This is a genomic window from Massilia pinisoli, assembly GCF_024753285.1.
Lineage (GTDB): Bacteria > Pseudomonadota > Gammaproteobacteria > Burkholderiales > Burkholderiaceae_D > Telluria > Telluria pinisoli.
The window spans coordinates 1-24087 of record NZ_JANUGW010000034.1; the positions used below are offsets into that span (position 1 = coordinate 1).

General features: G+C 66.1%; 20 protein-coding genes. 4 read left to right on the forward strand and 16 right to left on the reverse strand.

Features of this window, described 5'->3' with window-relative positions; all coding sequences use genetic code 11:
* Positions 1 to 132: 132 nt before the first annotated feature.
* The 6 genes from NX784_RS27770 to NX784_RS27795 all read right to left on the reverse strand — a co-directional run bounded on the left by NX784_RS27770 (position 133) and on the right by NX784_RS27795 (position 9973).
* On the reverse strand, positions 133 to 828 hold the full coding sequence (locus NX784_RS27770; RefSeq protein WP_258819910.1) for a response regulator transcription factor: 696 nt from the start codon (positions 826 to 828) through the stop codon (positions 133 to 135).
* Positions 829 to 890: 62 nt separating this feature from the next.
* Positions 891 to 5126, reverse strand: coding sequence for a hybrid sensor histidine kinase/response regulator (locus NX784_RS27775; protein WP_258819911.1), 4236 nt, complete (start codon positions 5124 to 5126; stop codon positions 891 to 893).
* Positions 5123 to 6292, reverse strand: coding sequence for a patatin-like phospholipase family protein (locus tag NX784_RS27780; protein ID WP_258819912.1), 1170 nt, complete (start codon positions 6290 to 6292; stop codon positions 5123 to 5125). Before NX784_RS27780 ends, NX784_RS27775 begins: the two co-directional genes overlap by 4 nt.
* Before the next feature lie 193 nt (positions 6293 to 6485).
* On the reverse strand, positions 6486 to 8279 hold the full coding sequence (locus NX784_RS27785) for a gamma-glutamyltransferase family protein (protein WP_258819913.1): 1794 nt from the start codon (positions 8277 to 8279) through the stop codon (positions 6486 to 6488).
* A 102-nt stretch (positions 8280 to 8381) separates the two neighbouring features.
* Positions 8382 to 9146: a 3-hydroxyacyl-CoA dehydrogenase gene (locus NX784_RS27790; protein ID WP_258819914.1), complete on the reverse strand. Its 765-nt coding sequence runs from the start codon at positions 9144 to 9146 to the stop codon at positions 8382 to 8384.
* A gap of 101 nt (positions 9147 to 9247) precedes the next feature.
* Positions 9248 to 9973 carry a hypothetical protein gene (locus NX784_RS27795; protein WP_258819915.1) on the reverse strand — a complete coding sequence of 242 codons (726 nt, stop codon included), beginning with the start codon at positions 9971 to 9973 and terminating at the stop codon, positions 9248 to 9250.
* Positions 9974 to 10114: 141 nt separating this feature from the next.
* On the opposite strand from NX784_RS27795, the gene NX784_RS27800 reads away from it, so the two are divergent.
* Positions 10115 to 11413, forward strand: a complete 1299-nt coding sequence (locus tag NX784_RS27800; RefSeq protein WP_370662980.1) for an acetyl-CoA hydrolase/transferase family protein — start codon at positions 10115 to 10117, stop codon at positions 11411 to 11413.
* Between the two features lie 49 nt (positions 11414 to 11462).
* On the opposite strand, the gene NX784_RS27805 is transcribed toward NX784_RS27800, so the two are convergent.
* Positions 11463 to 11660, reverse strand: a complete 198-nt coding sequence (locus tag NX784_RS27805; protein WP_258819916.1) for a hypothetical protein — start codon at positions 11658 to 11660, stop codon at positions 11463 to 11465.
* A 208-nt stretch (positions 11661 to 11868) separates the two neighbouring features.
* On the opposite strand from NX784_RS27805, the gene NX784_RS27810 reads away from it, so the two are divergent.
* Positions 11869 to 12393, forward strand: coding sequence for a DsbA family protein (locus NX784_RS27810; RefSeq protein WP_258819917.1), 525 nt, complete (start codon positions 11869 to 11871; stop codon positions 12391 to 12393).
* Positions 12394 to 12498: 105 nt separating this feature from the next.
* Here NX784_RS27810 and NX784_RS27815 read toward each other — a convergent pair whose 3' ends face one another.
* The 7 genes from NX784_RS27815 to NX784_RS27845 all read right to left on the reverse strand — a co-directional run bounded on the left by NX784_RS27815 (position 12499) and on the right by NX784_RS27845 (position 18726).
* Positions 12499 to 14637: a sodium-translocating pyrophosphatase gene (locus tag NX784_RS27815; protein ID WP_258819918.1), complete on the reverse strand. Its 2139-nt coding sequence runs from the start codon at positions 14635 to 14637 to the stop codon at positions 12499 to 12501.
* A gap of 184 nt (positions 14638 to 14821) precedes the next feature.
* Positions 14822 to 15478, reverse strand: coding sequence for an adenylate kinase (gene adk / locus NX784_RS27820; protein ID WP_258819919.1), 657 nt, complete (start codon positions 15476 to 15478; stop codon positions 14822 to 14824).
* Positions 15479 to 15667: 189 nt separating this feature from the next.
* On the reverse strand, positions 15668 to 16420 hold the full coding sequence (kdsB, locus tag NX784_RS27825; protein ID WP_258819920.1) for a 3-deoxy-manno-octulosonate cytidylyltransferase: 753 nt from the start codon (positions 16418 to 16420) through the stop codon (positions 15668 to 15670).
* 16 nt (positions 16421 to 16436) lie between these two features.
* Complete coding sequence (locus tag NX784_RS27830; protein WP_258819921.1) at positions 16437 to 16610, reverse strand: Trm112 family protein; 174 nt, start codon at positions 16608 to 16610, stop codon at positions 16437 to 16439.
* Positions 16591 to 17619, reverse strand: a complete 1029-nt coding sequence (gene lpxK / locus NX784_RS27835) for a tetraacyldisaccharide 4'-kinase (protein ID WP_258819922.1) — start codon at positions 17617 to 17619, stop codon at positions 16591 to 16593. The genes NX784_RS27830 and lpxK overlap by 20 nt, the downstream gene beginning before the upstream one ends.
* Before the next feature lie 49 nt (positions 17620 to 17668).
* On the reverse strand, positions 17669 to 18121 hold the full coding sequence (locus NX784_RS27840) for an ExbD/TolR family protein (RefSeq protein ID WP_166860022.1): 453 nt from the start codon (positions 18119 to 18121) through the stop codon (positions 17669 to 17671).
* A complete protein-coding gene (locus NX784_RS27845) occupies positions 18121 to 18726 on the reverse strand; it encodes a MotA/TolQ/ExbB proton channel family protein (protein WP_036237285.1) in 606 nt (201 codons plus the stop codon). Before NX784_RS27845 ends, NX784_RS27840 begins: the two co-directional genes overlap by 1 nt.
* 1268 nt (positions 18727 to 19994) lie before the next feature.
* Between NX784_RS27845 and xseA the strand changes: the two genes are divergently transcribed.
* Together xseA and sodB are read left to right on the forward strand one after the other, a co-directional pair.
* Positions 19995 to 21356, forward strand: a complete 1362-nt coding sequence (gene xseA / locus NX784_RS27850; protein WP_258819923.1) for an exodeoxyribonuclease VII large subunit — start codon at positions 19995 to 19997, stop codon at positions 21354 to 21356.
* 124 nt (positions 21357 to 21480) lie between these two features.
* Positions 21481 to 22059, forward strand: a complete 579-nt coding sequence (gene sodB, locus NX784_RS27855; protein WP_258819924.1) for a superoxide dismutase [Fe] — start codon at positions 21481 to 21483, stop codon at positions 22057 to 22059.
* A 90-nt stretch (positions 22060 to 22149) separates the two neighbouring features.
* Here the strand turns inward: sodB and mctP are convergent, their stop codons facing one another.
* Together mctP and NX784_RS27865 are read right to left on the reverse strand one after the other, a co-directional pair.
* Positions 22150 to 23661, reverse strand: coding sequence for a monocarboxylate uptake permease MctP (gene mctP, locus NX784_RS27860; protein WP_258819925.1), 1512 nt, complete (start codon positions 23659 to 23661; stop codon positions 22150 to 22152).
* Complete coding sequence (locus NX784_RS27865; RefSeq protein ID WP_258819939.1) at positions 23661 to 23840, reverse strand: DUF3311 domain-containing protein; 180 nt, start codon at positions 23838 to 23840, stop codon at positions 23661 to 23663. The genes mctP and NX784_RS27865 overlap by 1 nt, the downstream gene beginning before the upstream one ends.
* Positions 23841 to 24087 lie beyond the last annotated feature (247 nt).

Here is a 24087-nt window from a genome sequence, read left to right on the forward strand (position 1 = left end):
TCGATAGCGGCGCACCCCTAGTTCGGAAGCTAAGACGGCTGCCCTGCTCGCTCATGTGTTGGCGGCATGTCGAACGGTTCTGTCAGGCGCTCTTAACCTTGCGAATAAGGACGGTCGCAAGGCGCGGCGCGATCACATGGCGAGCTGGCGCGTGGCATCCGTCTGACGCACGACAGCCTGATGGGCGGCCGCCAGTTCACGTGCGAGGCCGGCGTCGTCCGGCGCCGTGCGCAGCGCATCGAAACCGGCCGCGGCGCCGTGCAGGCCCAGCGTGCGGCACCCTTCGCACAGGCGCGCGAGATGGGCGCGCGCGGCGTCGAGCTGGCGCGCGGCCAGCAGCTGCGCGAGGTCGGTCCCGGCGCTGACCAGCTGGCGCTGCAGGCCGCCCAGGTACAGCAGCAGGCGCGTGGCGTCGATGCCGAGGCGGCGCAAGGTCGCGGCCGGCTGCTCGTCGGCCGCGCGCATCAGCGGGGCCAGGTGGGTCTCGACGCGCGCGGCGTCGAACGGCTTGACGATGTAGCCGTCGGCCCCGAGCGACAGGGCGTGCTCCATCGTCTCGGCATCGCCAGCCGACGACACGAGGACGAACGGCAGGCCCGCCAGGCGCGCATCCGCCTTCACGCGGGCCAGTAATTCCATGCCGGACAGCCGGGGCATGCGCAGGTCGCAGAAAACGATGGCCGGATCGAGCCCGCCGTCCAGCTGGCGCCAGGCGTCTTCGCCATCCTCCGCTTCGTGCACGTCGAACACGCCGCTCGCGGTGGTGTCGATCATGTGCATCAGCATCATGCGCGACACCACGTCATCGTCGACTATCAAAACCTTCATCCCTGCCCCATGCGTCCCAATTGTTAAATGGCAATTATACAGATAAGTGACAAGCGCACGATTCAGACTGGTTGCGCTTCGAAGCGGGACAATAATGCCAGCAGCCGCGGCAGGCCGGCGCGCACGGCGTCCAGCTCGCCGGCGTCGGCCAGCGCCTCGAGTTCCGAGCACAGCGCGTGCAGCGGCGCCTCGCCCAGGTAACCGGCGCTGCCCTTGATGCCGTGCAGGACGCGGCCGGCCGTGTCGCTGTCGCCCTCGGCCAGCGCCGTGTCCAGCTCGGCGCGCCGGCGCGGCAGGTCGGCCAGGAACGCCTCGCGCAAGCGCTCCTTCAAGTCGCCCGCGCGGCGGGTGGCGTTCAACGCCGCCACCGTCGGCGCGGCCGGGTCGCCGGGCACGTCGAACATCGCGTCCAGCTCCGCCGTCGACGGCGTGCGCGGCGACGGCGCCGGCATCGGCGGCAGATCGATGCCGCGCTGCAGCTGGCGCTCGATGGCGCGCGTCAGGTAGAAATGCAGCTGGGCGTCGTCGATGGGCTTCGTGATGAAGGCATCCATGCCGCAGGCCAGGTAGCGCGTGCGGTCTTCCTCGCTGACGTTCGCCGTGAGCGCAACGATCATCAAGTGCTGGTCGAGCACGGGCGCGTCCAGCGGGCCGCCGGCGCGGATCAGCCGCGTGGCCGTCGCGCCGTCCATCTCGGGCATGCGGCCGTCCATCAGGATCAGGTCGTAGCGCGTGCGCGCGCACGCGGCCACGGCCAGCAAGCCGTTTTCCACGACGTCGACCTGGTGCCCCAGCTCTTCCAGCATCATGCGCACGATGATCTGGTTGGTCGGATAGTCTTCCGCGCACAGCACGCGCAGGCGGTGCGTGTGCGGCTCGCGCGGCTGGTCGGCGACGACGGGCGGCTGCACGCCATCCGCCAGCGGCAGCACGAAGGTGAACGTGGAGCCCACGCCGGGCGTGCTCGCGACACCGATCGTGCCGCCCATCAGCTCGACGAGCTGGCGACAGATCGCGAGGCCCAGGCCCGTGCCGCCGTAGCGCCGCGTCGTCGTCGCGTCGGCCTGCTCGAATTTCTGGAACAGGCGCGGCAGCGCTTCCGGCGCGATGCCGATGCCCGTGTCCTCGACCGAGAAGCGGATCATGTTGCGGCCCGCGCGGTCGTGCTGGTCGATGGGACGGCGCTCGACGCGCACGGTCACCGATCCACTTTCCGTGAACTTGAACGCGTTGCCGACGAGGTTCACGAGTACCTGGCGCAGCCGCGTCGGATCGCCCACGACGAAGCGCGGCAGGTCCGGGTCGAGGTGCACGCCGAAGCCCACGCTGTGCGCGCCGGCCTGTTCCTCGAACAGCGTGACGACGTGCGCGATGTTCTCGTCGAGGACGAAGTCGATGTTCTCGATGGTGAGCTTGCCCGCCTCGATCTTGGAAAAATCGAGCAGGTCGTTGATGATCGCCAGCAGCGACTGCGCGTTGGCCTGGCCGCGCATGATCTGGTCGCGCGTGGCCTCCCGCAGCGCGCCGTCGCGCAGCGCGAAGCCGAGCATGCCGATGACGCCCGCGAGCGGCGTGCGCATCTCGTGGCTCATGTTGGCGAGGAACTCGGATTTCTGGCGCGTCGCATCCTCCGCGCGCTGCTTGGCCTGGTACAGCCGTTCCTCGTTTTCCTGCAGCGCGTCGTTGGCGAGCGCCAGCTCGTTCGTCCGGCGGCGCACCTGGCGCTCCTGCTCGCGGAGTTCCTCGGTCTGGCGTTCCAGCAGGCGGTTCTGCTGCTCGATGCGTTCCGTCCGCGCGCTGACCTGCTGTTCCAGCATGGCCTTCTGGCGCCGCAGCACGTCCACGCGGATACGGTAGATGCCGTAGCCGCAGCCGATCACGACGAGCGCGCACAAGGTGCGGAACCACCACGTCTTCCAGTAGGGCGGCAGCACCGTGACTTCCAGGGTGGCGGCGGCGTCGCTCCACACGCCGTCCTTGTTCGCGGCGCGCACCTGGAACGTGTAGCTGCCCGGGTCGAGGTTCGTGTAGGTGGCGAAGCGCTTGCCCGCGTCGACGCCGATCCAGTCCTGGTCGAAGCCCGCGAGGCGGTAGGCGAAGCGGTTGCGGCCCGGCGCGGCGAAGTGCAGCGCCGAGAACTCCAGCGAGAACACGGAGTCCTGCGGCGTGAGCGTGATGCCGGACAGGCGCTCGATGGGCCCCGGCAGCATGCCCGGGCGCACGTCCTGCCACGGCTGCCCGAAGATCTGCAGGCCCGTGATGACGGCGCGCGGCGCGATCAGGTTGTCGTGCAGCGCGCGCGGATTGAACGCGGTGATGCCGTTGTTGCCGCCAAAATAAAGGGTGCCGTCCGCGACGCGCAGCGCCGACGCATCGAAGTACGCGCCTTCGATCGTGCCGTCCGTCGAGTTGTAGTTGCGCCAGGCGCCGCTGGCCGGATCGAGCCGGTGCAGGCCGCTCGAACTGGAGACCCAGATGAAGCCGTCGAGGTCTTCCTGCATCGCTGCCACGACGTCGTCCGCCATGCCGTCGCGCACCGTGTAGCGCTGGAAGCGCGGCGTGCCGTCGGCGCCGATCACCATGCGGTTCAGGCCGACCGCGGTACCCACCCACAGGTCGCCCTTGCGGTCTTCCAGCAGGTAGTGCACCTCGTCGTGCGACAGGCTCGTGGGGTCTTCCGGGTCATGGCGGAAGTGGCGGAATTTGCCCGTGGCGCGGTCGAGCAGGTCGAGGCCGTCGAACGTGCCGATCCAGAAGCGGCCGTGACGGTCTTCCAGCATCGGGCGCACGATGTTGTCGGCCAGGCTCGCGCCCACGGCCGGGTCGTGCTGGTAGGTCATCAGCCTGCCGTCGGGGTCGATGCGGTGCAGGCCGCCCCGCGACGCGGCCCAGACGGTGCCGTCGCGCGTGACGTGCACGTTGCGCACGAAGTTGGCGTCGACGTCGTCGGTGGACAGCGGACGCCGCGTAAGCCGTCCCGTCTTCGGGTCGAGGCGCGCGAGGCCGTTGCGCGTGCCGATCCAGACGGTACCGTCGCGGCCGAGCGCCACCGACGTGGCCATCGCGTCGCCCGAGGTCCCCGCCTCGACGGGCGCGAGGCGCCACGGCTGGTCGGCGCCAGTCGCCGGATCGAACAGGTGCAGGCCGCCGTTCGTCGCGAGCCACAGCTTGCCGGCGCCGTCGCCGACGATGCCGCGCACCTTGTTGTCTTCCAGCGAGATCGGGGTGTCGTCGCCGCGCACGATGCGCGCGAAGCCGCCGCTGCCCATGTCCGCGCGCGACACGCCGCCATACCATGTGCCGACCCAGAACGTGCCCACGCGGTCGCCGTACAGCGCCGTGACCTGGTTGTCGCCCAGGCTGTAGTTGTCGGTGATGCGGTGCGGATGGCGTTCGAACTTGTCCTGCGCGGGCAGCCAGCGATACAGGCCGCGGTCGTGCGAGCCGACCCAGATCTGGCGCTCGGCATCCTCGTACAGCACGCTGATCTCGCCGGGCGGGATGCCGTCGTCCGCGCCGAACGTGCGCAGCGCGCCCTTCTGGCCCAGCGGCAGGCGTTCCAGTCCGCCCAGGCTGCCGACCCACAGGCCCTGGCCCGCGTCGACCATCAGCGCCTGCACGAAGTCGTACTTGCCGCCGCGCGGCGACGGGTGGTGGCGGAAATGCATGTGCTCCGGATCGAGGCTGTCCAGGCCCGACGACGTGCCGATCCACAGGTGGCCGTCGCGCCCGCGCGCGAGCGCCGTCAGCTTGTCCGATGCGAGGCTGTCCGGCACGCCCGGCACGTGGTGCCACGTGTCGAAGCGGCCGCTGGCAATGTCGAAATGCTGCAGGCCGTCCGCCGTCGCCAGCCACAGGCCGTCCTTGCCGTCGTCCAGGATGGCGCGGATGTGGCGGTTGCCGTTGCCCCGCTTGACGGGTTCGTCCGGCAGGAAGTGGCTGAACGTGCCGGTGGCCGGCTCATAGCGATCCAGGCCGCCGTCGGTGCCGATCCACAGCCGGCCCTTGCGGTCGACGTACAGCACGCGCACCCAGTTGTTGGCGAGCGTCTTGGGGTCGCCGACGACGTTGCGGAAATTCGTGAAGCGGTAGCCGTCGTAGCGCGACAGGCCGGACTGGGTGCCGAACCACATGAAGCCGTCCGGGTCCTGCACGATGGACAGCACGGATTCCTGCGCGAGGCCGTCGTCGACGGACAGGTGCTCGAAGCGCAAGGTCGGCGTCGGCGCGGCGTGGGCGCAGCCCAGCCACAGCGACATCCAGGAAAGCGCCAGCAAGGCGAGCAGCCATCGTTTCATGCTTCGAAAAACTCCAGTACGTCGCGGTGGCGCGCATAGGTGTCGCGCTGGCCCAGCGCCATCAGCTCGCGCGTGTAGCCCCGTTCGAACAGCAGGTACGACGCGAGCGCCGCGCCGCGCGCCTCGGTGGCGCCGATGCCGCCGAGCAGCGTGCGCACGGGCCCGGGCAGGTCGTGGGCGTGGCGCGCCGCGATGTCGTCCAGCCGTTCCGACGGCACGATCGCGAGCAGCTCGACGCGGCGCAGCGGCGTCTTCGCCAGCAGGTCGTCGGGCAGCATGGCGAGCGTCTGGTTGACGCGCTGCAGGCGCTCGATGTCCATCGCGAGGCCGTCCAGGAAGATCGACGACAGCGCGTGGCCGGCGATCTGCGCCAGGGTCGGATAGGATACATGAGCCGGCAAGTGGCGCACGGTTTCGTTCATGCGCCCCGCCCCCACGACGAGCACGCGGCGCGCGCCCAGGTGGATCGCGGGCGCGATCGGCGCCAGCTGGCGCATCGAGCCGTCGCCGCAGTATTCCATGTGGCCATCGAGGTAGAGCGGGACGGCCGGGAAGATGAACGGCAGCGCACTCGACGCGAGCAGGTGGTCGACGCCGATCTGTCCCGCGAGCGCGACGCGCTGGTGCCGCTTCCACGGCACGACTTCCCGTTCGGTCTGGTAAAACGTCACGTGCTGGCCGCCCGTGTACGACGACGCCGTGACGGCGAGCGCATCGAGGCAGCCACTGGCCAGCACCGCGTCCAGACGCGGCAGGTCGAGCATGCGGTGCAGCAGGCCGACGAGCGGCGTGTTGTCGAGCAGCGACGCGGGCGGCGCCGCATGCCACTGGCGCAGCATCCAGCCGAACGACAGCAGCGACAGCCAGCGCGCGCCCGAGCGCAGCACGCCGAGCGAATCGGCGCGGTAGACCTGCGACACGGCGATGCCGTTCCACACGTCCGCCAGATGACCGACGGCGTCGCCGAAGTCGTCGGCGCGGCAGGCCAGCGCCGCGGCGTTCAATGCGCCGGCCGACGTGCCGCAGATGATCGAGAACGGATTGCACGCAGCCGGCCAGCCCGCATCCCCCAGGATGCGGGAGATCGCCTGCAAGACCCCAGCCTGGTACGCCGCGCGCGCGCCGCCGCCGCTGAGGATCAGCCCCGTTTTACGTTCAATGTCCACAGGGCAAGATTAGCAAAATCCGTCCAACTTGCGTTGAATAAATATCTATTTAACAAATACTTCGTTGTTTGTGTGCCTCGACAAATGGTCGTAGGGTGGACGGGTTCCCCGTCCACGCGGTGATCGTTACCGTATTCGCAATCGCGGACGACATCGGAGCCGCTGCGCCGCGTGGACGGCGGAGCCGTCCACCCTACTCGCCTTTCGCGACGCCCTCTCGGCGCGGGTCGGCACCGCCGAACCACAGCGGCACGCCGTGAATGGTCATGCGCGCGATGCCTTGCAGGCCGGACGTCTGCTCGAACACGCGCACCGTGTGGCCGCGCGCCTTCAGGGCGTCGATTTCCGCCGCCGGGAAGCGACCCGCCTCGAGCTCCGTCGGCCCGTTGCGGCTGCCGAAGTTCGGAAGCGCGATGGCCTGCTGCATGTCCAGGCCCCAGTCGAGCGTGCCGACGAGGACCTTGGCCACGTAGTTGATGATGAGTGGCCCGCCCGGCGAGCCGACGGCTTCCACGAAGCGTCCCGTCTTCTTGTCGAACACGATCGTCGGACTCATCGCGCTGCGCGGGCGCTTGCCCGGTTCGACGCGGTTGGCGACGGGCCCGTTCGCATCGCGCGAATCGAACGAGAAGTCGGTCAGCTGGTTGTTGAGGATGAAACCGTCGACCATCTGGCGCGAGCCGAACGCGTCCTCGACGCTCGTCGTCATCGACAGGCCGGCGCCGTACGGGTCGACGGCGACGATGTGCGACGTCGAATGCGCCTCGATCGAATTGTCCAGGCCCCAGTTCCACGCCGCCTCGACGCCGGGTGGATGTCCCGCCTCGGCCTTGCCCATCGAACGGGGCCCGATCAGGCGGGCGCGCTGCGCGAGATAGCCTTTGTCCAGCAGCGCGGGGACACCGCGGCCGGGTAGCGGGACGAAGTCGGTGTCGGCCGCGTAGCGGTCGCGGTCGGCGTACGCGAGGCGGCCCACTTCCGAGAACAGGTGCACGGCGTCCGTGCCCGGGACACCGTTGGTGGGCGCCAGCGCGGCCATGTCGCGCGTCTCGAACATGCCGAGCATCTGCGCGACGGCGATCCCGCCCGACGACGGCGGCGGCATGCCGCACACGGTGTACGCGCGGTAGTCGTTGCAGACGGGCTCGCGCAGCTTCGGCCGGTACGCGGCGATGTCGGCGGCCGTGAGCAGGCCCGGGTTCGTCGGGTGGCTCTTCACTTTCGCCTCGATGTCGCGCGCGATCCGGCCCGTGTAGAACACCTCGGCGCCGCCGTCCGCGAGCTCGTGCAGGGTGCGCGCGAGCGCCGGATTCTTGAGGATGTGGCCGACGGGCCACGGGTTGCCGTCCGGGCCGTAGAAATAGGCGCGCGCCGTCGGGTCCTTGCGGATGTAGGCGTCCTCGGCCAGCAGGCTGTGCAGGCGCGGGCTGACGGCGAAGCCTTGCTCGGACAGGCGGATCGCGGGCTGGAACAGCGTCTTCCACGGCAGCTTGCCGTGCTGGCGGTGCGCGAGCGCGAGCATGCGCAGCACACCGGGCGCGCCCGTCGAGCGGCCGCCGACGATGCCTTCCCGGCGCGACATCGGCGTGCCGTCCGGGTGCTGGAACAGGTGTTCGTCCGCCTTCGACGGCGCCGTCTCGCGGCCGTCGTACGCCTGCACCTTCTTGCCGTCGTAATACATGAGGAAGGCGCCGCCGCCGATGCCGGACGATTGCGGCTCGACGAGCGTGAGGACAAGTTGCGTGGCGATCGCGGCATCGATCGCGGTGCCGCCCTGCTTGAGCATCGCATAGCCCGCGTCGACCGCCAGCGGATTCGCCGCCGCCACCATGTAGTTGCGCGCCGTCCAGCCCGGCTTTTCCGTGTAGCCGCTGGCGCCTTCCGGTGCCTGCTGCTGGGCGCTCGTGTACTGGGCGAACGCGATCTGCGGGTTCAGGGCGGCGGCAAGCGCGCTGCCGAGAGCGAGGGCGAGCAACTTCGACTTCATGCGATTCTCCAAAAAAAGCAACGCGCGGCTCGCGCCACGCGTTCGATACCATGGAGCATCGTACCCGAAATTGCCGGACAGCTCACGCCGGCAAGTGTCGCGTCACTTCGGCTGCATGCGGATCGCGCCGTCCAGGCGGATCGTCTCGCCGTTCAGCATGACGTTTTCGATGATCGTTTTCGCCAGGTGCGCGTACTCGCGCGGCATGCCGAGGCGCGGCGGGAACGGCACCATCTTGCCCAGCGAATCACGCACTTCCTGCGGCATGCCCATCAGCATCGGCGTCTCGAAGATGCCGGGCGCGATCGTCATCACGCGGATGCCGCTGCGCGACAGGTCGCGCGCCATCGGCAACGTCATGCCCGCGACGCCCGCCTTCGATGCGCCGTATGCGGTCTGCCCGATCTGGCCGTCGAACGCGGCGACGGACGCCGTGTTGATGATGACGCCGCGCTCGCCGTGTTCGACCGCGTCTTCCTTGCCCATCTGGTCTGCCGCGAGGCGGCACATGTTGAAGGTGCCGACGAGGTTGATGTTGATGGCGCGCTGGAACGCGTCCAGTGGATGCGGACCGTCCTTGCCCACCGTCTTGATGGCCGGTGCCACGCCGGCGCAGTTGACGAGGCCGCGCACGCTGCCCAGCTCGCGCGCGGCCGCGACGACCGCGAGGCCGTCCGCTTCGGACGTCACGTCGCACTTCACGAACCGTGCCGCGGCGCCCAGCTCGGCGGCCAGCGCCGCGCCCGCTTCCTGCTGCACGTCGGCCAGCACGACCTTGCCGCCCGCCTCCACGATGGTGCGCGCGGTGGCCGCGCCCAGGCCCGAAGCGCCGCCCGTCACGATGAACACGTTATTCTGGATCTGCATCTGTCTCCCCTTCGTTGGTGTGCTGGATATCGTTTTCCGTTTACGTAAACGTCAACCAGCGAATTTTATCGGGAAATGGCAAGAAACACCATGCGGAGACGTCAAAAACACTGCACGGTGGCGCCCGTACGCGTGCACGTGCGTCCGCCGCTGCCGACCCCGGCGTTGCCGCTGCCGTTGAACGTGTTGCCGGCCGCGTCCGTGCAGACGATCCCCTGGCACGCCCGGACGGCGCTGGAACTGGGCACGACGGGTTGCGGTGGCGCAAGCGGCGGCGGGATGGGCACGGCGGCTGTCGTGGCTGGCGTGTCGCCAGCGCGCAGCGGACGCGGCGCCATCGGGCCGGTCGGTTGCCACGCCTGGTGGCGGCGGGCGGCGCGGCGGCGCTGTTCGTCGGTTGGCTTGGCGGCCTGCTCGCCGCGCTGGTTCGAGGCCTTGTCGCCGGCGTTGGTGCCGCGCTGGTTGTCGGTTAGTTGCGTATCTTGCGGATGCGCGCTCTGCCGCGCCAGCGTGTCCGCCTCGTCATGCACTTCGGCCGGATCCTTGCGGACAGCATCGGCGCCCTGCTGCCCGCGCGGCGTCAGCACGGGACCGTAGCTGAGCGTGGCCGGCGACGTGCGCGCGCCCGCGGCCGGGTCGCGCGCCGGGACGTGGGCGGACTGCGGCTTGCTGGCCTCGTCCGCGACGGCCGCCTCGCGGTTCGCCTGTTCCGTCCGTTCCGACTGGCGCTGCGTGGCGACGTCCTGTGCCGGCACCGCGCGCGCGACGGCGAGCAGGACAGCCAGCGCGGCCATTGCGGCGGCGGATCGATATCGTGTCAGTCCCATGGTTCACCTCGTCGCTTGACGTCCCATTATCGGCCGTGCGCAGCCGTCCCGGCGCGCGTCAGGTGTCCGTCAGTTTCGTCCGCCACGCTGGTATCGTGCCACGGCGCACCTATTCAAACAAAAACGATTCAGGAGACCACCATGCAGACGATGCAGGAGATGTACCGCGCGCGGCGCGGCAGCGCCTTCGATGCCCTCGACCATGTTCGCGACGGCGACATGATCATCGTCCCGACGGGCGTCGGCGAACCGCCCACCTTGCTGCACGCGCTGTCGGACGAATGCCGCAGCTTCACGGACGTCCAGGTCGCGCAAATCCTCGCCATGCGCAAGTTCGGCTATTTCGCGCCCGAGTCCCGCCCGCACGTGCGCCACGCCGCGCTGTTCTTCGGCGGCGCGTCGCGCACGGGCGGCCAGGCCGGCTGGTGCGATTTCATCCCGAATTATTTTTCCGAGATCCCCACCTTGATCGAACGGGGCCAGATGCCGGCCGACGTCGTGTTCTCACTGGCCTCGCCGATGAGCGCTTCCGGCCATTTCGCGCTGAGCCTCGGCACCGACTACACGATGGCCGCCGTGGCGAAGGCACGGGCCGTCGTGCTGGAAGTGAATCCGCACGTCCCGTTCACGCACGGCCAGTGCCACGTGCACATCTCGCAAGTGACGGCGCTCGTCGAAAGCGAAGACCCGATCATGGAAGTGGGCCTGCCCCGCATCGGGCCCGTGCAGGAAGCGATCGGCCGCCTCGTGGCCGAGCATATCGAAGACGGATCCACCTTGCAGATCGGCTACGGCGGCATCCCGGACGCCGTCGTCATGCAGCTGACGGACAAGCGCGACCTCGGCATCCACACGGAGATGATCGGCGACTGCATCCTGACGCTCGTGGAGTCGGGCGCCGTCACGAACCGCAGGAAGACCTTGATGCCGGGGAAGATGGTGGCGACGTTCGCGCTCGGCTCGCGCCGCCTGTACGACTTCATGCACCACAACCCGATGCTGGAGATGCACCCGTCGAACTACACGAACGACCCGTACATCGCGGGACAGAACGACAAGCTCGTGTCGATCAACGCGAGCCTGCAGGTCGACCTGCTCGGCCAGTGCGGCAGCGAGAGCATCGGCCACCTGCCCTATTCCGGCACGGGCGGCCAGGTCGATTTCGTGCGCGCCGCGAACCGTTCGCGCGGCGGCAAGTCGTTCATCGTACTGCCGTCGACGGCGAAGGACGGCACCGTCTCGCGCATCGTGCCGACGCTGTCTTCAGGCACGCACGCGACGACGAGCAAGAACGACGTCAACTACGTCGTCACGGAATGGGGCGTCGCCCAGTTGCGCGGCAAGTCGGCCAAGCAGCGGGCGCGCGAATTGATCGCCATCGCGCATCCGGACTTCCGGCCGTGGCTGCGCGAAGAAGCCGACCGCATGTGCGTCTTTTGAATGAAAAACGGGACCCGCAGGTCCCGTTCGTGCGGTTGACGCGATACCGTCAGCCGCGTGGTTCGGTCACGGCGCTGCGTGCTTGCTCGGCGCCGAGTGCGCCGGCCATGCCGTACACCAGCAGCGCGCGCTGCAGTTCTGCGCGCTCCGCGCCGTCGGCCTGCTGCATGCTGTCCTGGCGCGGGGTATCGGTGGGATCGAGGACTTGGGCGTCGGCGCCGCCTTGTCTTCCGAGATTGCTCGTCATGGTTTTCTCCATTTGGTTAGTAAGCTGGCGCGTTCCGTTTCTAATCATTTCAGAAACAAATCGCTGATGGCGCTACTGTACCCTAACGGAGCCGATCGCGTCGCTATCTGTTTTGTTTTTACACCTATCTTCTTACCGGGTGAAAATTTACTACATGATTCAGCGCGACGTGACATCATGGCGCCCACGACGCAATGAGGAGAGATCGATGCAACGAGTTGACGAGATCGGCAACGACGAACACGTGCGCGGCCCGGGGGACGCCGCGCTGACGGTGATCGAATACGCGGACTTCCAGTGCCCGTACAGCGCCCGCGCCCACGCCGTCCTGCGCGGTCTGGACGCGCGCTTCGGCGGCATCCGCCTGGTCTACCGCCACCTGCCGCTGGCGCACCTGCATCCGCTGGCCGAGCTGGCATCGGAAGCGGCCGAGGCCGCCGCCAGCCAGGACCGGTTCTGGGAGATGCACGACCTGTTGTTCGAACAGCAGCGCCAGATCACCGACGAGCAAGACCTGGCCGTGCTGGCGGAACGCCTCGACCTCGATAGCGACCGCTTCCGCGCCGACGTGAGCGAACGCCGCCACCGCGCGCGCGTGCAGGCGGATGCTGAACGCGCGCGCCACGACGGCGCCAGCGGCACGCCGACCTTTTACATCAACGGCGTGCGCTACCGGGGCGACTCGGACCGGACGTCGCTCGAGCGCGCGTTCAGCGAGGCGCTCGGGCGTTGACGCGCGCAGGCGCGCGCGCCGCCGGGCCCGCGCCGCTACCGCCAGCGCCGCACCGGCGCCGTCATCGTCAGCGCCTGACGGGCGCCTTTTTGGGCACCGTTACCGTCAGCGCCGCACGGGGACCTGCATGGGCAAGGGAACCTTCGCTTCCGCATGCGCCGTCGCTGCCGGCTTCGCGTACAACGCTTCCGGCGCCGACACGGCCAGCCAGCCACCCGCCGGCAGCAGCGGCACGAGCAGCAGCGCGACGATGTTGATGATCTTGATGAGCGGATTCACGGCCGGCCCCGCCGTGTCCTTGTACGGGTCGCCCACCGTATCGCCCGTGACGGCGGCCTTGTGCGCGTCGGAACCCTTGCCGCCGTAGTGATTGTCTTCGATATATTTCTTGGCGTTGTCCCAGGCGCCGCCACCCGTCGTCATCGAGATCGCGACGAACAGCCCGGTGACGATCGTCCCCATCAGCATGCCGCCCAGCGCGGCCGGCCCCAGCAGCATGCCGACGAGGATCGGCACGATCACGGGGAGCAGCGACGGCAGCACCATCTCGCGGATGGCGGATGCCGTGAGCATGTCGACGGCCTTGTCGTATTCCGGCTTGCCGGTACCGGCCATGATGCCGACGATGTCGCGGAACTGGCGCCGCACCTCGATCACGACGGCGCCCGCCGCGCGCCCCACCGCTTCCATCGCCAGTGCCCCGAACAGATACGGCACGAGTCCGCCGATGAACAGGCCGACGATCACCATCGGGTTCGACAGGTCGAACGCGAGGTGCGTGCCGTGCGCTTCCAGCGCGTGCGTGTAGTCGGCGAACAGCACGAGGGCGGCCAGGCCCGCCGAGCCGATCGCATAGCCTTTCGTGACGGCCTTCGTCGTGTTGCCGACGGCGTCCAGCGGGTCGGTGACGGCGCGCACCTGGTCGGGCATGCCGCTCATCTCGGCGATGCCGCCCGCGTTGTCGGTGATGGGGCCGTAGGCGTCCAGCGCGACGATGATGCCGGCCATCGACAGCATCGACGTGGCCGCGATGGCGATGCCGTACAGGCCGCCCAGCTGGTAGGCGATGAGGATCGCGGCGCAGACGACGAGCACGGGATACGCCGTCGACTTCATCGACACGCCCAGGCCCGCGATGATGTTCGTGCCGTGGCCCGTCGTCGACGCTTCGGCGATGTGGCGCACGGGGCTGAATTCCGTTGCCGTGTAGTACTCGGTGATGTAGACCATCAGGCCCGTCAGCGCGATGCCCACCGTGGCGCAGCCCAGCATGCGCCAGCGCATGGCCTCGTCAGGCCATACGAGCCACGTGACGACGGCAAAGCCGATCAGCGACAGCGCCGCCGACCACCACAGGCCCGTGTACAGCGCGTACATGATCTTGTGGCCCGGGTGGTTCTTCACGAGCGAGCAGCCGACGATCGACCCGATGATCGACACGCCCCCGAGCAGCAGCGGATACGCCGTGCCCGTGCCGCCCATCCCGGGCAGCATCAGCGCGCCGAGCAGCATCGTGGCGACGAGGGTGACGACATAGGTCTCGAACAGGTCGGCCGCCATGCCGGCGCAATCGCCCACGTTGTCGCCCACGTTGTCGGCAATGACGGCAGGATTGCGCGGATCGTCCTCGGGAATGCCGGCTTCGACCTTGCCGACGAGGTCGGCGCCGACGTCCGCGCCTTTCGTGAAGATGCCGCCGCCCAGGCGCGCGAAGATCGAGATCAGCGACGCGCCGAACGCGAGGCCCACGAGCGGCTGGATCACGTCATGCATGGACAGCGCCGGGTCGGCGCGCATGATGAGGAACCAGTAGAACAGTGCCACGCCCAGCAGGCCCAGGCCCACGACGAGCATGCCCGTGATGGCCCCGCCGCGGAAGGCGACGTTCAACGCGGCGTCGAGTCCCGTCACGGCCGCCTGCGCCGTGCGCACGTTCGCGCGCACGGAGACGTTCATGCCGATGAAGCCGCACGCGCCGGACAGCAGCGCGCCAGCGAGGAAGCCGCACGCGGTGGCCGCGCCGAGCAGGAAGAAGATGGCGACCAGCAGCACGAGGCCGACGATGGCGATGGTTCGGTATTGGCGCGCCAGGTAGGCCGACGCCCCCTGCTGGATGGCCAGCGAGATTTCCTGCATGCGGCCGTTGCCGGGATCCTGGCTCAGGACCCAACTGCGTGACCACAAGCCGTAACATACCGCGATAACGCCGCACGCGACGGCGAAGATGAGCTGCCCGGATGCCATGTCGTCCCCCTCGTTCTTCGATCAACATCACAGAGTCGAAAAGCCGCGTGCGGTGTGCTGCGAACGGCCTGCCTTGCTGCATTCGCCGCACCCGATGTGCGACAAAACTATGATCTAAAAACCTGGACGGATGGCGCTTGTCATCCGGAGCCAAAAAAAGGACGGCGCCGCCGTCCTCGAATGCTCAGCCTGCGAGCGCCGCGAACGCGGCGTCGCGTACCTGCTCGACCGGGCCGACGCCCGAGATCTTGCGGTACTTCGGCGCACCCGGCAGGCCCGAATCGGCCCACTTGTTGTAGTAGCCGAGGAGGACCTCGGTCTGGTTGTGGTAGACGGCCAGGCGCTTCTTGACCGTTTCTTCCGTGTCGTCGTCGCGCTGGACGAGCGGTTCGCCCGTCACGTCGTCCTTGCCTTCGACTTTCGGCGGATTGAACTTGACGTGGTACACGCGGCCCGAGGCCGGATGGCTGCGGCGGCCGCTCATGCGCTCGACGATCAGTTCGTCGGGCACGTCGATTTCCAGCACGTAGTCGATGTTGACACCGCTGTCCTTCATGGCGTCGGCCTGCGCGATCGTGCGCGGGAAGCCGTCGAACAGGTAGCCGTTGGCGCAGTCAGCTTCCTTCAGGCGCTCCTTCACCAGGCCGATGATGATGTCGTCCGACACCAGCTGGCCAGCATCCATCACTTTTTTCGCAGCCAGGCCCAGCTCGGTGCCGGCCTTGATGGCAGCACGCAGCATGTCGCCGGTGGAAATCTGGGGGATGTTGTACTTTTCTTTGATGAAGTTTGCCTGGGTGCCTTTACCGGCGCCGGGGGCTCCTAACAGAATGAGACGCATGAAGGATTCCTAAAGGTATCTAATAATTTTTTTACGGCAGTTATTGCTGGGCACAAATAACTGCATGATGCATATCTAGCTACTCATACGAAACTTACCACAAAAGCAGCATCAAACGCCACCCGCGGCCGGCGATCTCTCAGCCGTTTGACCTGGCGCAAGCAGCCTGAAGAGTAGTTTCCAACGAGATCAAGATGTATAGAAAAGTCGCACGCGCTCGAGGTCGGCTGGCGTATCGACGCCGGCATGCGGCGCCTCCCCCGTCACGTGGACGGCGATCGGCACGCCATGCCACAGCACGCGCAATTGTTCCAGCGCCTCGATCGACTCCAGCGGCGACGCTTCGAGCTGCGGATAGCGTTGCAGGAACGCGTTGCTGTACGCGTACAGGCCGATGTGGCGCAGCGGGACGTAGCCTGCCGGCAGTTGCCCGCGATCGGCCGCGAAGCCGTCGCGGTGCCACGGGATCGTCGCGCGCGAGAAGTACAGTGCGCGTCCGAGCTTGTCCAGCACGACCTTCACCACGTTCGGATTAAAAGCATCCTCGACGCTCGACAGCGGATGCGCGCACGTGGCCATCGGCACGTCGGCGGAAATGCGCGCGGCGCAGGCGGCCAGCAGCGCGGGATCGATCAGCGGCTCGTCGCCCTGCAGGTTGACGACGACGGCATCCGGCGCCAGGCCCAGCGTGTGCGCCACTTCGGCGATGCGGTCGGTGCCGGACGGGTGGTCCGCGCGTGTCATGCACGCCTCGATGCCATGCGCGGCGCAGGCGGCGGCGATGTCGGCGTGGTCGGTGGCGACGATGATGCGCGCCGCGCCCGACTGCTGCGCGCGTTCCGCCACACGCACGACCATCGGCTTGCCGCCCAGGTCCGCGAGCGGCTTGTTCGGCAGCCGGGTCGACGCCAAGCGCGCCGGGATGATGACGACGAAGCTCACAGGAATACCCGACCCGTCACAGGGCCGGCTCGACCTTGCGCGCCTCTTCGGCCCACATGATCGGGATGCCGTCGCGGATCGGATACGCGAGGCGGTCCGGGCGGCAGATCAGTTCCTGCGCTTTCTTGTCATAGTCGAGCGGTCCTTTGCACAGCGGGCAGACCAGGATATCAAGCAGTCGGGCGTCCACGACATTTCTCCACGATTTGGGCGGCCAGCGCGGCATCGATCTGCGCGCCGACGGGGACGACCCACAGCCGCGGGTCGTTGTTGATGTGTTCAAGTTGCCGACATTTTACTGCATCCTTCTCCGTGACCAGGATGACATCGGCATCCACCGCGCGGAACGGGTCGTCGCGGAAGTCGTGGTGGTCGGGCAGCGGCAGCTCGGCGACGGTAAGGCCGGCCGTGCGCAGCATGGCAAAGAAGCGCCCCGGATTGCCGATGCCGGCCGCTGCCAGCACGCGTTTCCCGCGCAGCGCGGACAGCGGGACGCGCTCGTCCGCATCCATCAGGCGCTCCGCGCAGTCGCCCGCGAGACGCATCTGCCACGGCGCCCCGCCCACGGCGGCGGCCAGCGCCGGGCCGATCTCGGGCGCGTTGACGACGGTGAAATCGCGCCGGCGCGACGGCGCCTCGCGCAGCGGGCCGGCCGGCAAGGTCCAGCCATTGCCCGTGCCGCGGCCGTCGAACAGGACGATCTCGACGTCGCGCGCGAGCGCGTAGTGCTGCAGGCCGTCGTCCGTGATCAGCACGTCGACGTCGGGATGCAGTTCGAGCAGGCGGCGCCCGGCCGCGGCGCGCAAGCGGCCGACCACGACGGGACAGCCGGCACGACTCGCGATCAGCAGGGGCTCGTCGCCGACGTCCTGCGCGCGCGACGTCGCCAGCACTTCGCGCGGCGCGTCTTCGGCGCCACCGTGGCCGCGCGAGATCACGCCGGGCCGCATGCCGGCCGCGCGCAACTGCTGCGCGAGCCAGATCGTCAGCGGCGTCTTGCCGGTGCCGCCGATGAAGATATTGCCGACGACGATGACGGGTACCGGCAGGCGTTCCGCCTTCAGGATGCCGGCGCGGTACAGGGCGACGCGCAGCGCCGCGAGCAGGCGGAACAACAGGGACAGCGGCCACAGGGCCACGGCCAGCGGCCCGCGCCGGAGCCAGGCGCGGGTGAGTGTCGATTCGAGGGAAGATGCCACTGTCAGGATCAGAAACGCCGCCGCCGCGCATGCGGAACGGCGGCGACGGTTACTTCTGGCCGCCCGTCTGCGCGGCGAAGGTCAGCTTGTCGTAGCCGGCCATGCGCGCCGCTTCCAGCACGTTGATCACCATCTGGTGCATCGCGAACTGGTCGGCGTTGACGATGATCACGGGTTCCTTGACGGGCGTTGCCAGCGGCTGGCCGTCCGGTCCCGTGCTGGCCGCGCGCTTGAGGTCGTCGGCGAGGCTCGCCACGCCGTGGAAGGCGACGGGCACGTTGTTCACCGTGTAGTTACCCTTGGCGTCGACCGTGACGTTGATCTCGAACGGCTTCTCGACGGCCTTCTCGGCGTCCGCAGTCGGCAACGTGATCTGCAGTTCCGTGAACTTGCTGTACGTCGTCGTCACCATGAGGAAGATCAGCACGACCAGCAGCACGTCGATGAACGGGATCAGGTTGATTTCCGGATCCTCGCGTTTGCGGCCGCGGCGGAAGTCGATCATTTGCGGGCACCGTGGACGACGTCGACGAATTTCACGGCCTGCAGCTCCATGTCGATGATGAAGCTGTCGACGAGCGCGCGGAAGTGGCGGTAGAACACGAGCGCGGGCATCGCGATCGCGAGGCCGAAGCCCGTGTTGTACAGCGCCACCGAGATGCCGTGCGCCAGTTGCGCGGGGTTCGTGCCGCTCGCGTTCTGGGCGCCGAAAATCTCGATCATGCCGACGACGGTGCCGAACAGGCCCATCAGCGGCGCCAGCGACGCGATCGTGCCCAAGGTCGTCAGGAAGCGCTCCAGCACGTGGGCGACACCCCTGCCCGCCTCTTCGATCGATTCCTTCATCACGTCGCGCGGGGCGTCGACGTTACGCAGCGCGGCGGCCAGCACGGCGCCCAGCGGGGAGTTCGTCTGCAGCTTGTCGATGATGTCCGGTGTGACTTTGCCGCTGCGATAGACCTGGATCACTTCATCGAGCAGCTGGCGCGGCAGGATTTTTTCGCGGCGCAGATAGATCAGGCGTTCGATGATCAGGGCCAGGGCAATGATCGAGGCGATCAGCAACAACCAGATGGGCCAGCCGGCGGCTTGGAGAATGGCGAGCAAATGGGACTCCTGGATGGGTAAAAAACGATGTACAAGTCAGTTGCGCAATGTAACGTGTTGCCCGGATTGCGGCAAGTAGAGTTCTGCACACTTTCTGTGGATAAAAGTGTGCGCAAGACGGCCTTTCGCATGTAAGGGTCTTGATTCTTAAAGGATATTTTTCCGTGCGTAAAAACGCGGCACGCACGCTATCGATTTCCACAAAGCAATTTCTTCCGCCAATGGTCGAAAGACGGTCATGTAGTTGCCCACAATTTCTGTGGATAAATTTGTGAGGAATCAGGTTTCCAGGCGGTAAGTTATTGATTTTACTCAGGGAAATTCCCGAGTTCAAAAAATAGGCAGCCTGGAGTGCGACTACAGCCGAGTTCCCGCACGTGCGTTCTGCACAATTTTTGTGGACAAAATTGTGCGCAAGCGCACTAACCAATGCATAAACGTTTGATTTGTAAGCTAAACATGTCGCCGCCCTATTTTTAGGCAGGCGGGACTTATCCCCGTTTCCCCCGCCTGCCCGACGCTGATCCCGGACTTTGCACACAAACTGTGGAAAACGATGTGAGCAAGCGCACGATTGCATCCTCAACCCCTTGATTTGAAACACGTTTTGTATTCAAGCCCATTTTTTAGGCAAACCGGGCTTGTGCACAAGGCGTTGCCCGGAACGGCCGCTTGGCGCGGCCTCGGCGGCGCTGCGGTATAGTCGCGTCCTTCGGTTACGCAACCGCTGCCGCGCAAGCTTCGCGGCGGGGCCGTGCCGACGTCGTTGGACGGTTGTCGGTATTCTTCACATATTTTGTGGAAAAGATTGTGAGCAAGGGCCTTGATCGCACCCAAACCGTTTGAATTTAAACGGGATTTTTTCCGTGCGGATTTTTTAGGCAGCGCGCTAGTCGGCGTCGGGGGCAAGCTCGAGGCGGCGCCAAGCCGCACCTGTTCACATAAACTGTGGAAAACGATGTGAGCAAGACCCGGGACTGCGACCTAAGTCTTTGATTGCTTTAGAAAAACATATGCACGCTGAATTTGGAGGCAGCGCACCTTGTTCACTTTCACACACATTCTGTGGATAAGATTGTGGCCAAGTACCCGGCGATGCATCCAAGCCATTGATCCATAAGGAAATTAGGTTGCTGCATCGAAATCGAGCAGCAGCGTTTTATTATAAAAATCAGGTGTTTACAAAAACTACCTGTTGTTTTACCGCAGATGTGTCTTACACTGCGCCCAACCATGTTTTTGTGGACAGTTCCGCCGAGCCCAACCCTATGTTCCCCACCGAAGACGCCGATCCGGCCTATGCCGCCCCGCCCGTACTGACCGTCACCGCGCTGAACCAGCAGGTCGCGCGGCTGCTGGAGCGCACGTTTCCCCTCGTCTGGATCGGCGGCGAGATCTCGAATTTCACGCGCGCGGCAAGCGGCCACTGGTATTTCACGTTGAAGGACGACGCGGCCCAGGTGCGGGCCGTGATGTTCCGCGGCCGCGCCCAGTACGCGGGCTTCACGCCGCGCGAAGGCGACAAGGTCGAGGTGCGCGCCCTCGTCACCTTGTACGGCGCGCGGGGCGACTACCAGATCAACGTGGAAGCGATCCGCCGGGCCGGCGTGGGCGCGCTGTACGAGGCATTCATGCGCCTGAAGGAAAAGCTCGGCGCCGAAGGCCTGTTCGACGAAACCCGCAAACGTGCTCTGCCGCTGTTCGCGCGCACGGTGGGCATCGTCACGAGCCCGCAGGCGGCGGCGCTGCGCGACGTGCTCACGGCGCTGAAGCGGCGCGCGCCGCACGTGCGCATCGTGCTGTATCCGGCCCCCGTGCAGGGACAGCTCGCCGCGCAGAAAATCGCGGAAGCCATCGCCATCGCGTCGCACCGGCGCGAGGTCGACGTGCTGATCGTATGCCGCGGCGGCGGCTCGATCGAGGACTTGTGGAGTTTTAACGAGGAAGCCGTCGCGCGCGCGCTCGCCGCCTGCTCGATGCCCGTGATCTCGGGCGTGGGCCACGAGACGGACTTCACCATCGCGGACTTTGCCGCCGACCTGCGCGCCGCCACGCCGACGGCCGCCGCCGAGCTCGCCGTCACGGCCCGCGCCGACTGGCTCGCGTCGTTGCAGGCCGATGCCGGGGACCTGCGCCGGGCGATGAGCCGCGTGCTGTCCGACGCGAGCCAGGGCCTGGACAACCTGTCGCGCCGGCTGTTGAGCCCATCGAGCCAGATCGCCCACCAGCGCCTGAAACTTCTCGGCATGGCCAGCACTCTCACGCATGCCGTGCGCGCACCCGTGAACCGCCACGGGCTGTTGCTGGCGCAGTTGCAGCAGCGCTGGGCCCGCCATCGTCCGGACTGGAGCGGCCTGCGCACGCGGCTGGAATCGGACCGCCGCCACCTGACGGCCAGCGTGGCGAACGGGTTGCGCGCGCGGCGCGAGGCGCTGCATGCGCTGGCGGCGCAGCTCGAATTGCTGAATCCGCAGCGGACGCTGGAACGCGGCTATGCGATCGTCAGCAATGCGAAAGGCAAGGTGCTCCATGCGCCGGGACAGATCAAGCCGCGCGACGTGCTGCGCATCCGCCTGGCAGAAGGCAGTGCCGAAGTCAGCGTCGCCGGCGTGCAAGACGTACTGGAATGACAATATAGTGGTTTCGCAAAGTCATATCTGCAACGATCGGCTAACCAGTTTAGAATAAGCGCCCGAATTGCTGTACCGCAGAGACTTCGAGAAAGTCTCCCGTCAACTCACTAAGGAACAAGACATGGAACATACCCTGCCGCCACTGCCGTACGCTAAGGACGCCCTGCAGCCGCACATCTCGGCCGAGACGCTGGAATACCACTACGGCAAGCACCACCAGGCCTACGTCACGAACCTGAACAACCTGATCAAGGGCACCGAGTTCGAAAACCTGTCGCTGGAAGAGATCATCAAGAAATCGCAGGGCGGCGTGTTCAACAACTCGGCCCAGGTGTGGAACCACACCTTCTTCTGGAACTGCATGGCCCCGAACGCCGGCGGCGCGCCGACCGGCCCGGTCGCCGATGCGATCAACGCCAAGTGGGGTTCGTTCGACAAGTTCAAGGAAGAGTTCCAGAAATCGGCCGTCGGCAACTTCGGTTCGGGCTGGACCTGGCTGGTCAAGAAGCCGGACGGTACCGTCGACATCGTCAACACGTCGAACGCCGCCACCCCGCTGACGACCGAGAACAAGCCGCTGCTGACCTGCGACGTCTGGGAACACGCCTACTACATCGACTACCGCAATGCCCGTCCGAAGTTCGTCGAGGCATGGTGGAACGTCGTCAACTGGGGCTTCGTGAACCAGAATTTCGCGTAATCCGCGTCCCCGCCTGACCCGCACGGCCCGCCTCGCGCGGGCCGTTTCTTTTGGGATCAGCCGCCGCGACGCGGCGGTGATTCGGACGAGTTACAGCAGATCGGGCGTACCTGCCGGGTCGAGTTCGGCCGTTTTTCGAGCGCTCAGCACGCCTTGCACGACGACGGCCGTGACGACGTTGACGACGAGTGCCGCGAGGCCGGTGTACATGGCAATGCTGGTGTCGCCGATGACGAACGTGTGTACCGGTTTGATGCCATCAGAAAATGCCAGCCAGCTTCCCGTCGACAGGCCCACCGCCCATCCAGCCAGCAGGGCCTGTGCACGGAACCACCGGACGAACAGGCCAAACACGACGGCGGGAAACGTCTGCAGTATCCATACGCCACCGAGCAATTGCAGGTCGAGTGCGAACTTCGTCGGCAACATCAGGATGAACACCAGCGCGCCGAACTTGACGACGAGCGAAACGATCTTGGCGACTTTTTCTTCTCCCGCTGGCGTTACATTCGGATTCACATAAGGTTTCCAGAAATTCCTGGTGAACAGGTTCGATGCACCGATCGACATGACGGCGGCAGGCACCAGCGCCCCGATTGCGATCGCCGCAAAGGCAAAGCCGCTGAACCAGCTTGGGAAGAGCGTATTGAACAGCGCCGGGACGACGTCGTTATTGCTTTTGACGGTCAGCTTTGCCGCATAGGCCATGAATCCGAGCAGCGCGATCAGTCCGAGCAGGATAGTGTAGGCCGGAAGAAATACCGCGTTCTTGCGAATCGTATCGCCATCTTTTGCCGCAAAAATGCCGGTCAGCGTATGCGGATACATGAACGCCGCGAGAGCCGACCCGAGTGCGAGCGTCGCAAACGGCAGAATCTGTTGCGATTTCAGCGTCAATCCGGTTGTCCCGCCCTTTACGGCAAAAGCCGAAGCAGCGGACGAAAACACGGCGCCATATCCGCCAAGCTTGCTGGGAACAATAACGACCGCCACCAGCACGACGATATAGATCATGACGTCTTTGACGAACGCGATCAGGGCAGGTGCGCGCAAACCCGCTGCATAGGTGTAGAGCGCGAGGATAAGGAAGGCTGCGGCGATCGGGAGTTCCCCGGTCAGTCCGAGCGCCTTGATGACGACTTCCATGCCGATCAGCTGCAGCGCGATGTAGGGCATGGTGGCAATCACGCCCGTCAGCGCGACGGCCAGCTCCAGGGGACGGGAACCGTAGCGGCCGTACACGACGTCGGCGGCCGTGACGTAGCCATTTTTCTGCGCGACGCGCCACAGCGCCGGCATGATCATGAAAACGATCGGATAGACGAGAATCGTGTACGGCAGCGCGAAGAACCCATATGCACCGACCGCGTAAACCAGTGCGGGTACGGCAATGACGGTATATGCGGTATAGAAATCACCGCCGACCAGAAACCAGGTAATCCATGTTCCGAAATTGCGGCCACCCAGGCCCCATTCCTCGAGATCGGTTTCCTTGCTCGCCTCGCCGCGCTGCCAACGGGAGGCCACGAAGCCGAGTATCGTTACCAGGATGAAAAAGAAAACGAATACGGCGAGGGCCGTCCAATCGATCTGTTTCTCCATTATTCCTCTCCCTGGCGCAGGCCGCGACGATAAACGATCCAAATAAGCAGGGAAGTGAGCGGCACCCACATCAGCTGGTACCAGTAGAAAAACGGAAAACCGAACAATGACGGGCCCTCGTGATTATAGAACGACACCCATAGCAGGCCGAGAAACGGCAATATGAGCAATAGTTTTATCATTGATTGTCTCCTTGGTGAAATATATCAACCCGACAATCCTGTTATTAACCGTTTATATGTCGGGAATAATAAAACTATAGATGACCTTTACCGCAGGGGGAATCAGTAGGACTACGCAAGCGTACTCGTGGAAGCACGCAGTTTTATTCAGGATGGATTATTTGGAGCTCGAGAAGATGCCGAATAATGGATAAACCTCGGTTCCGGCCACGCAGGTGCTACGGCCCGTTTGTCGCGAAACTGT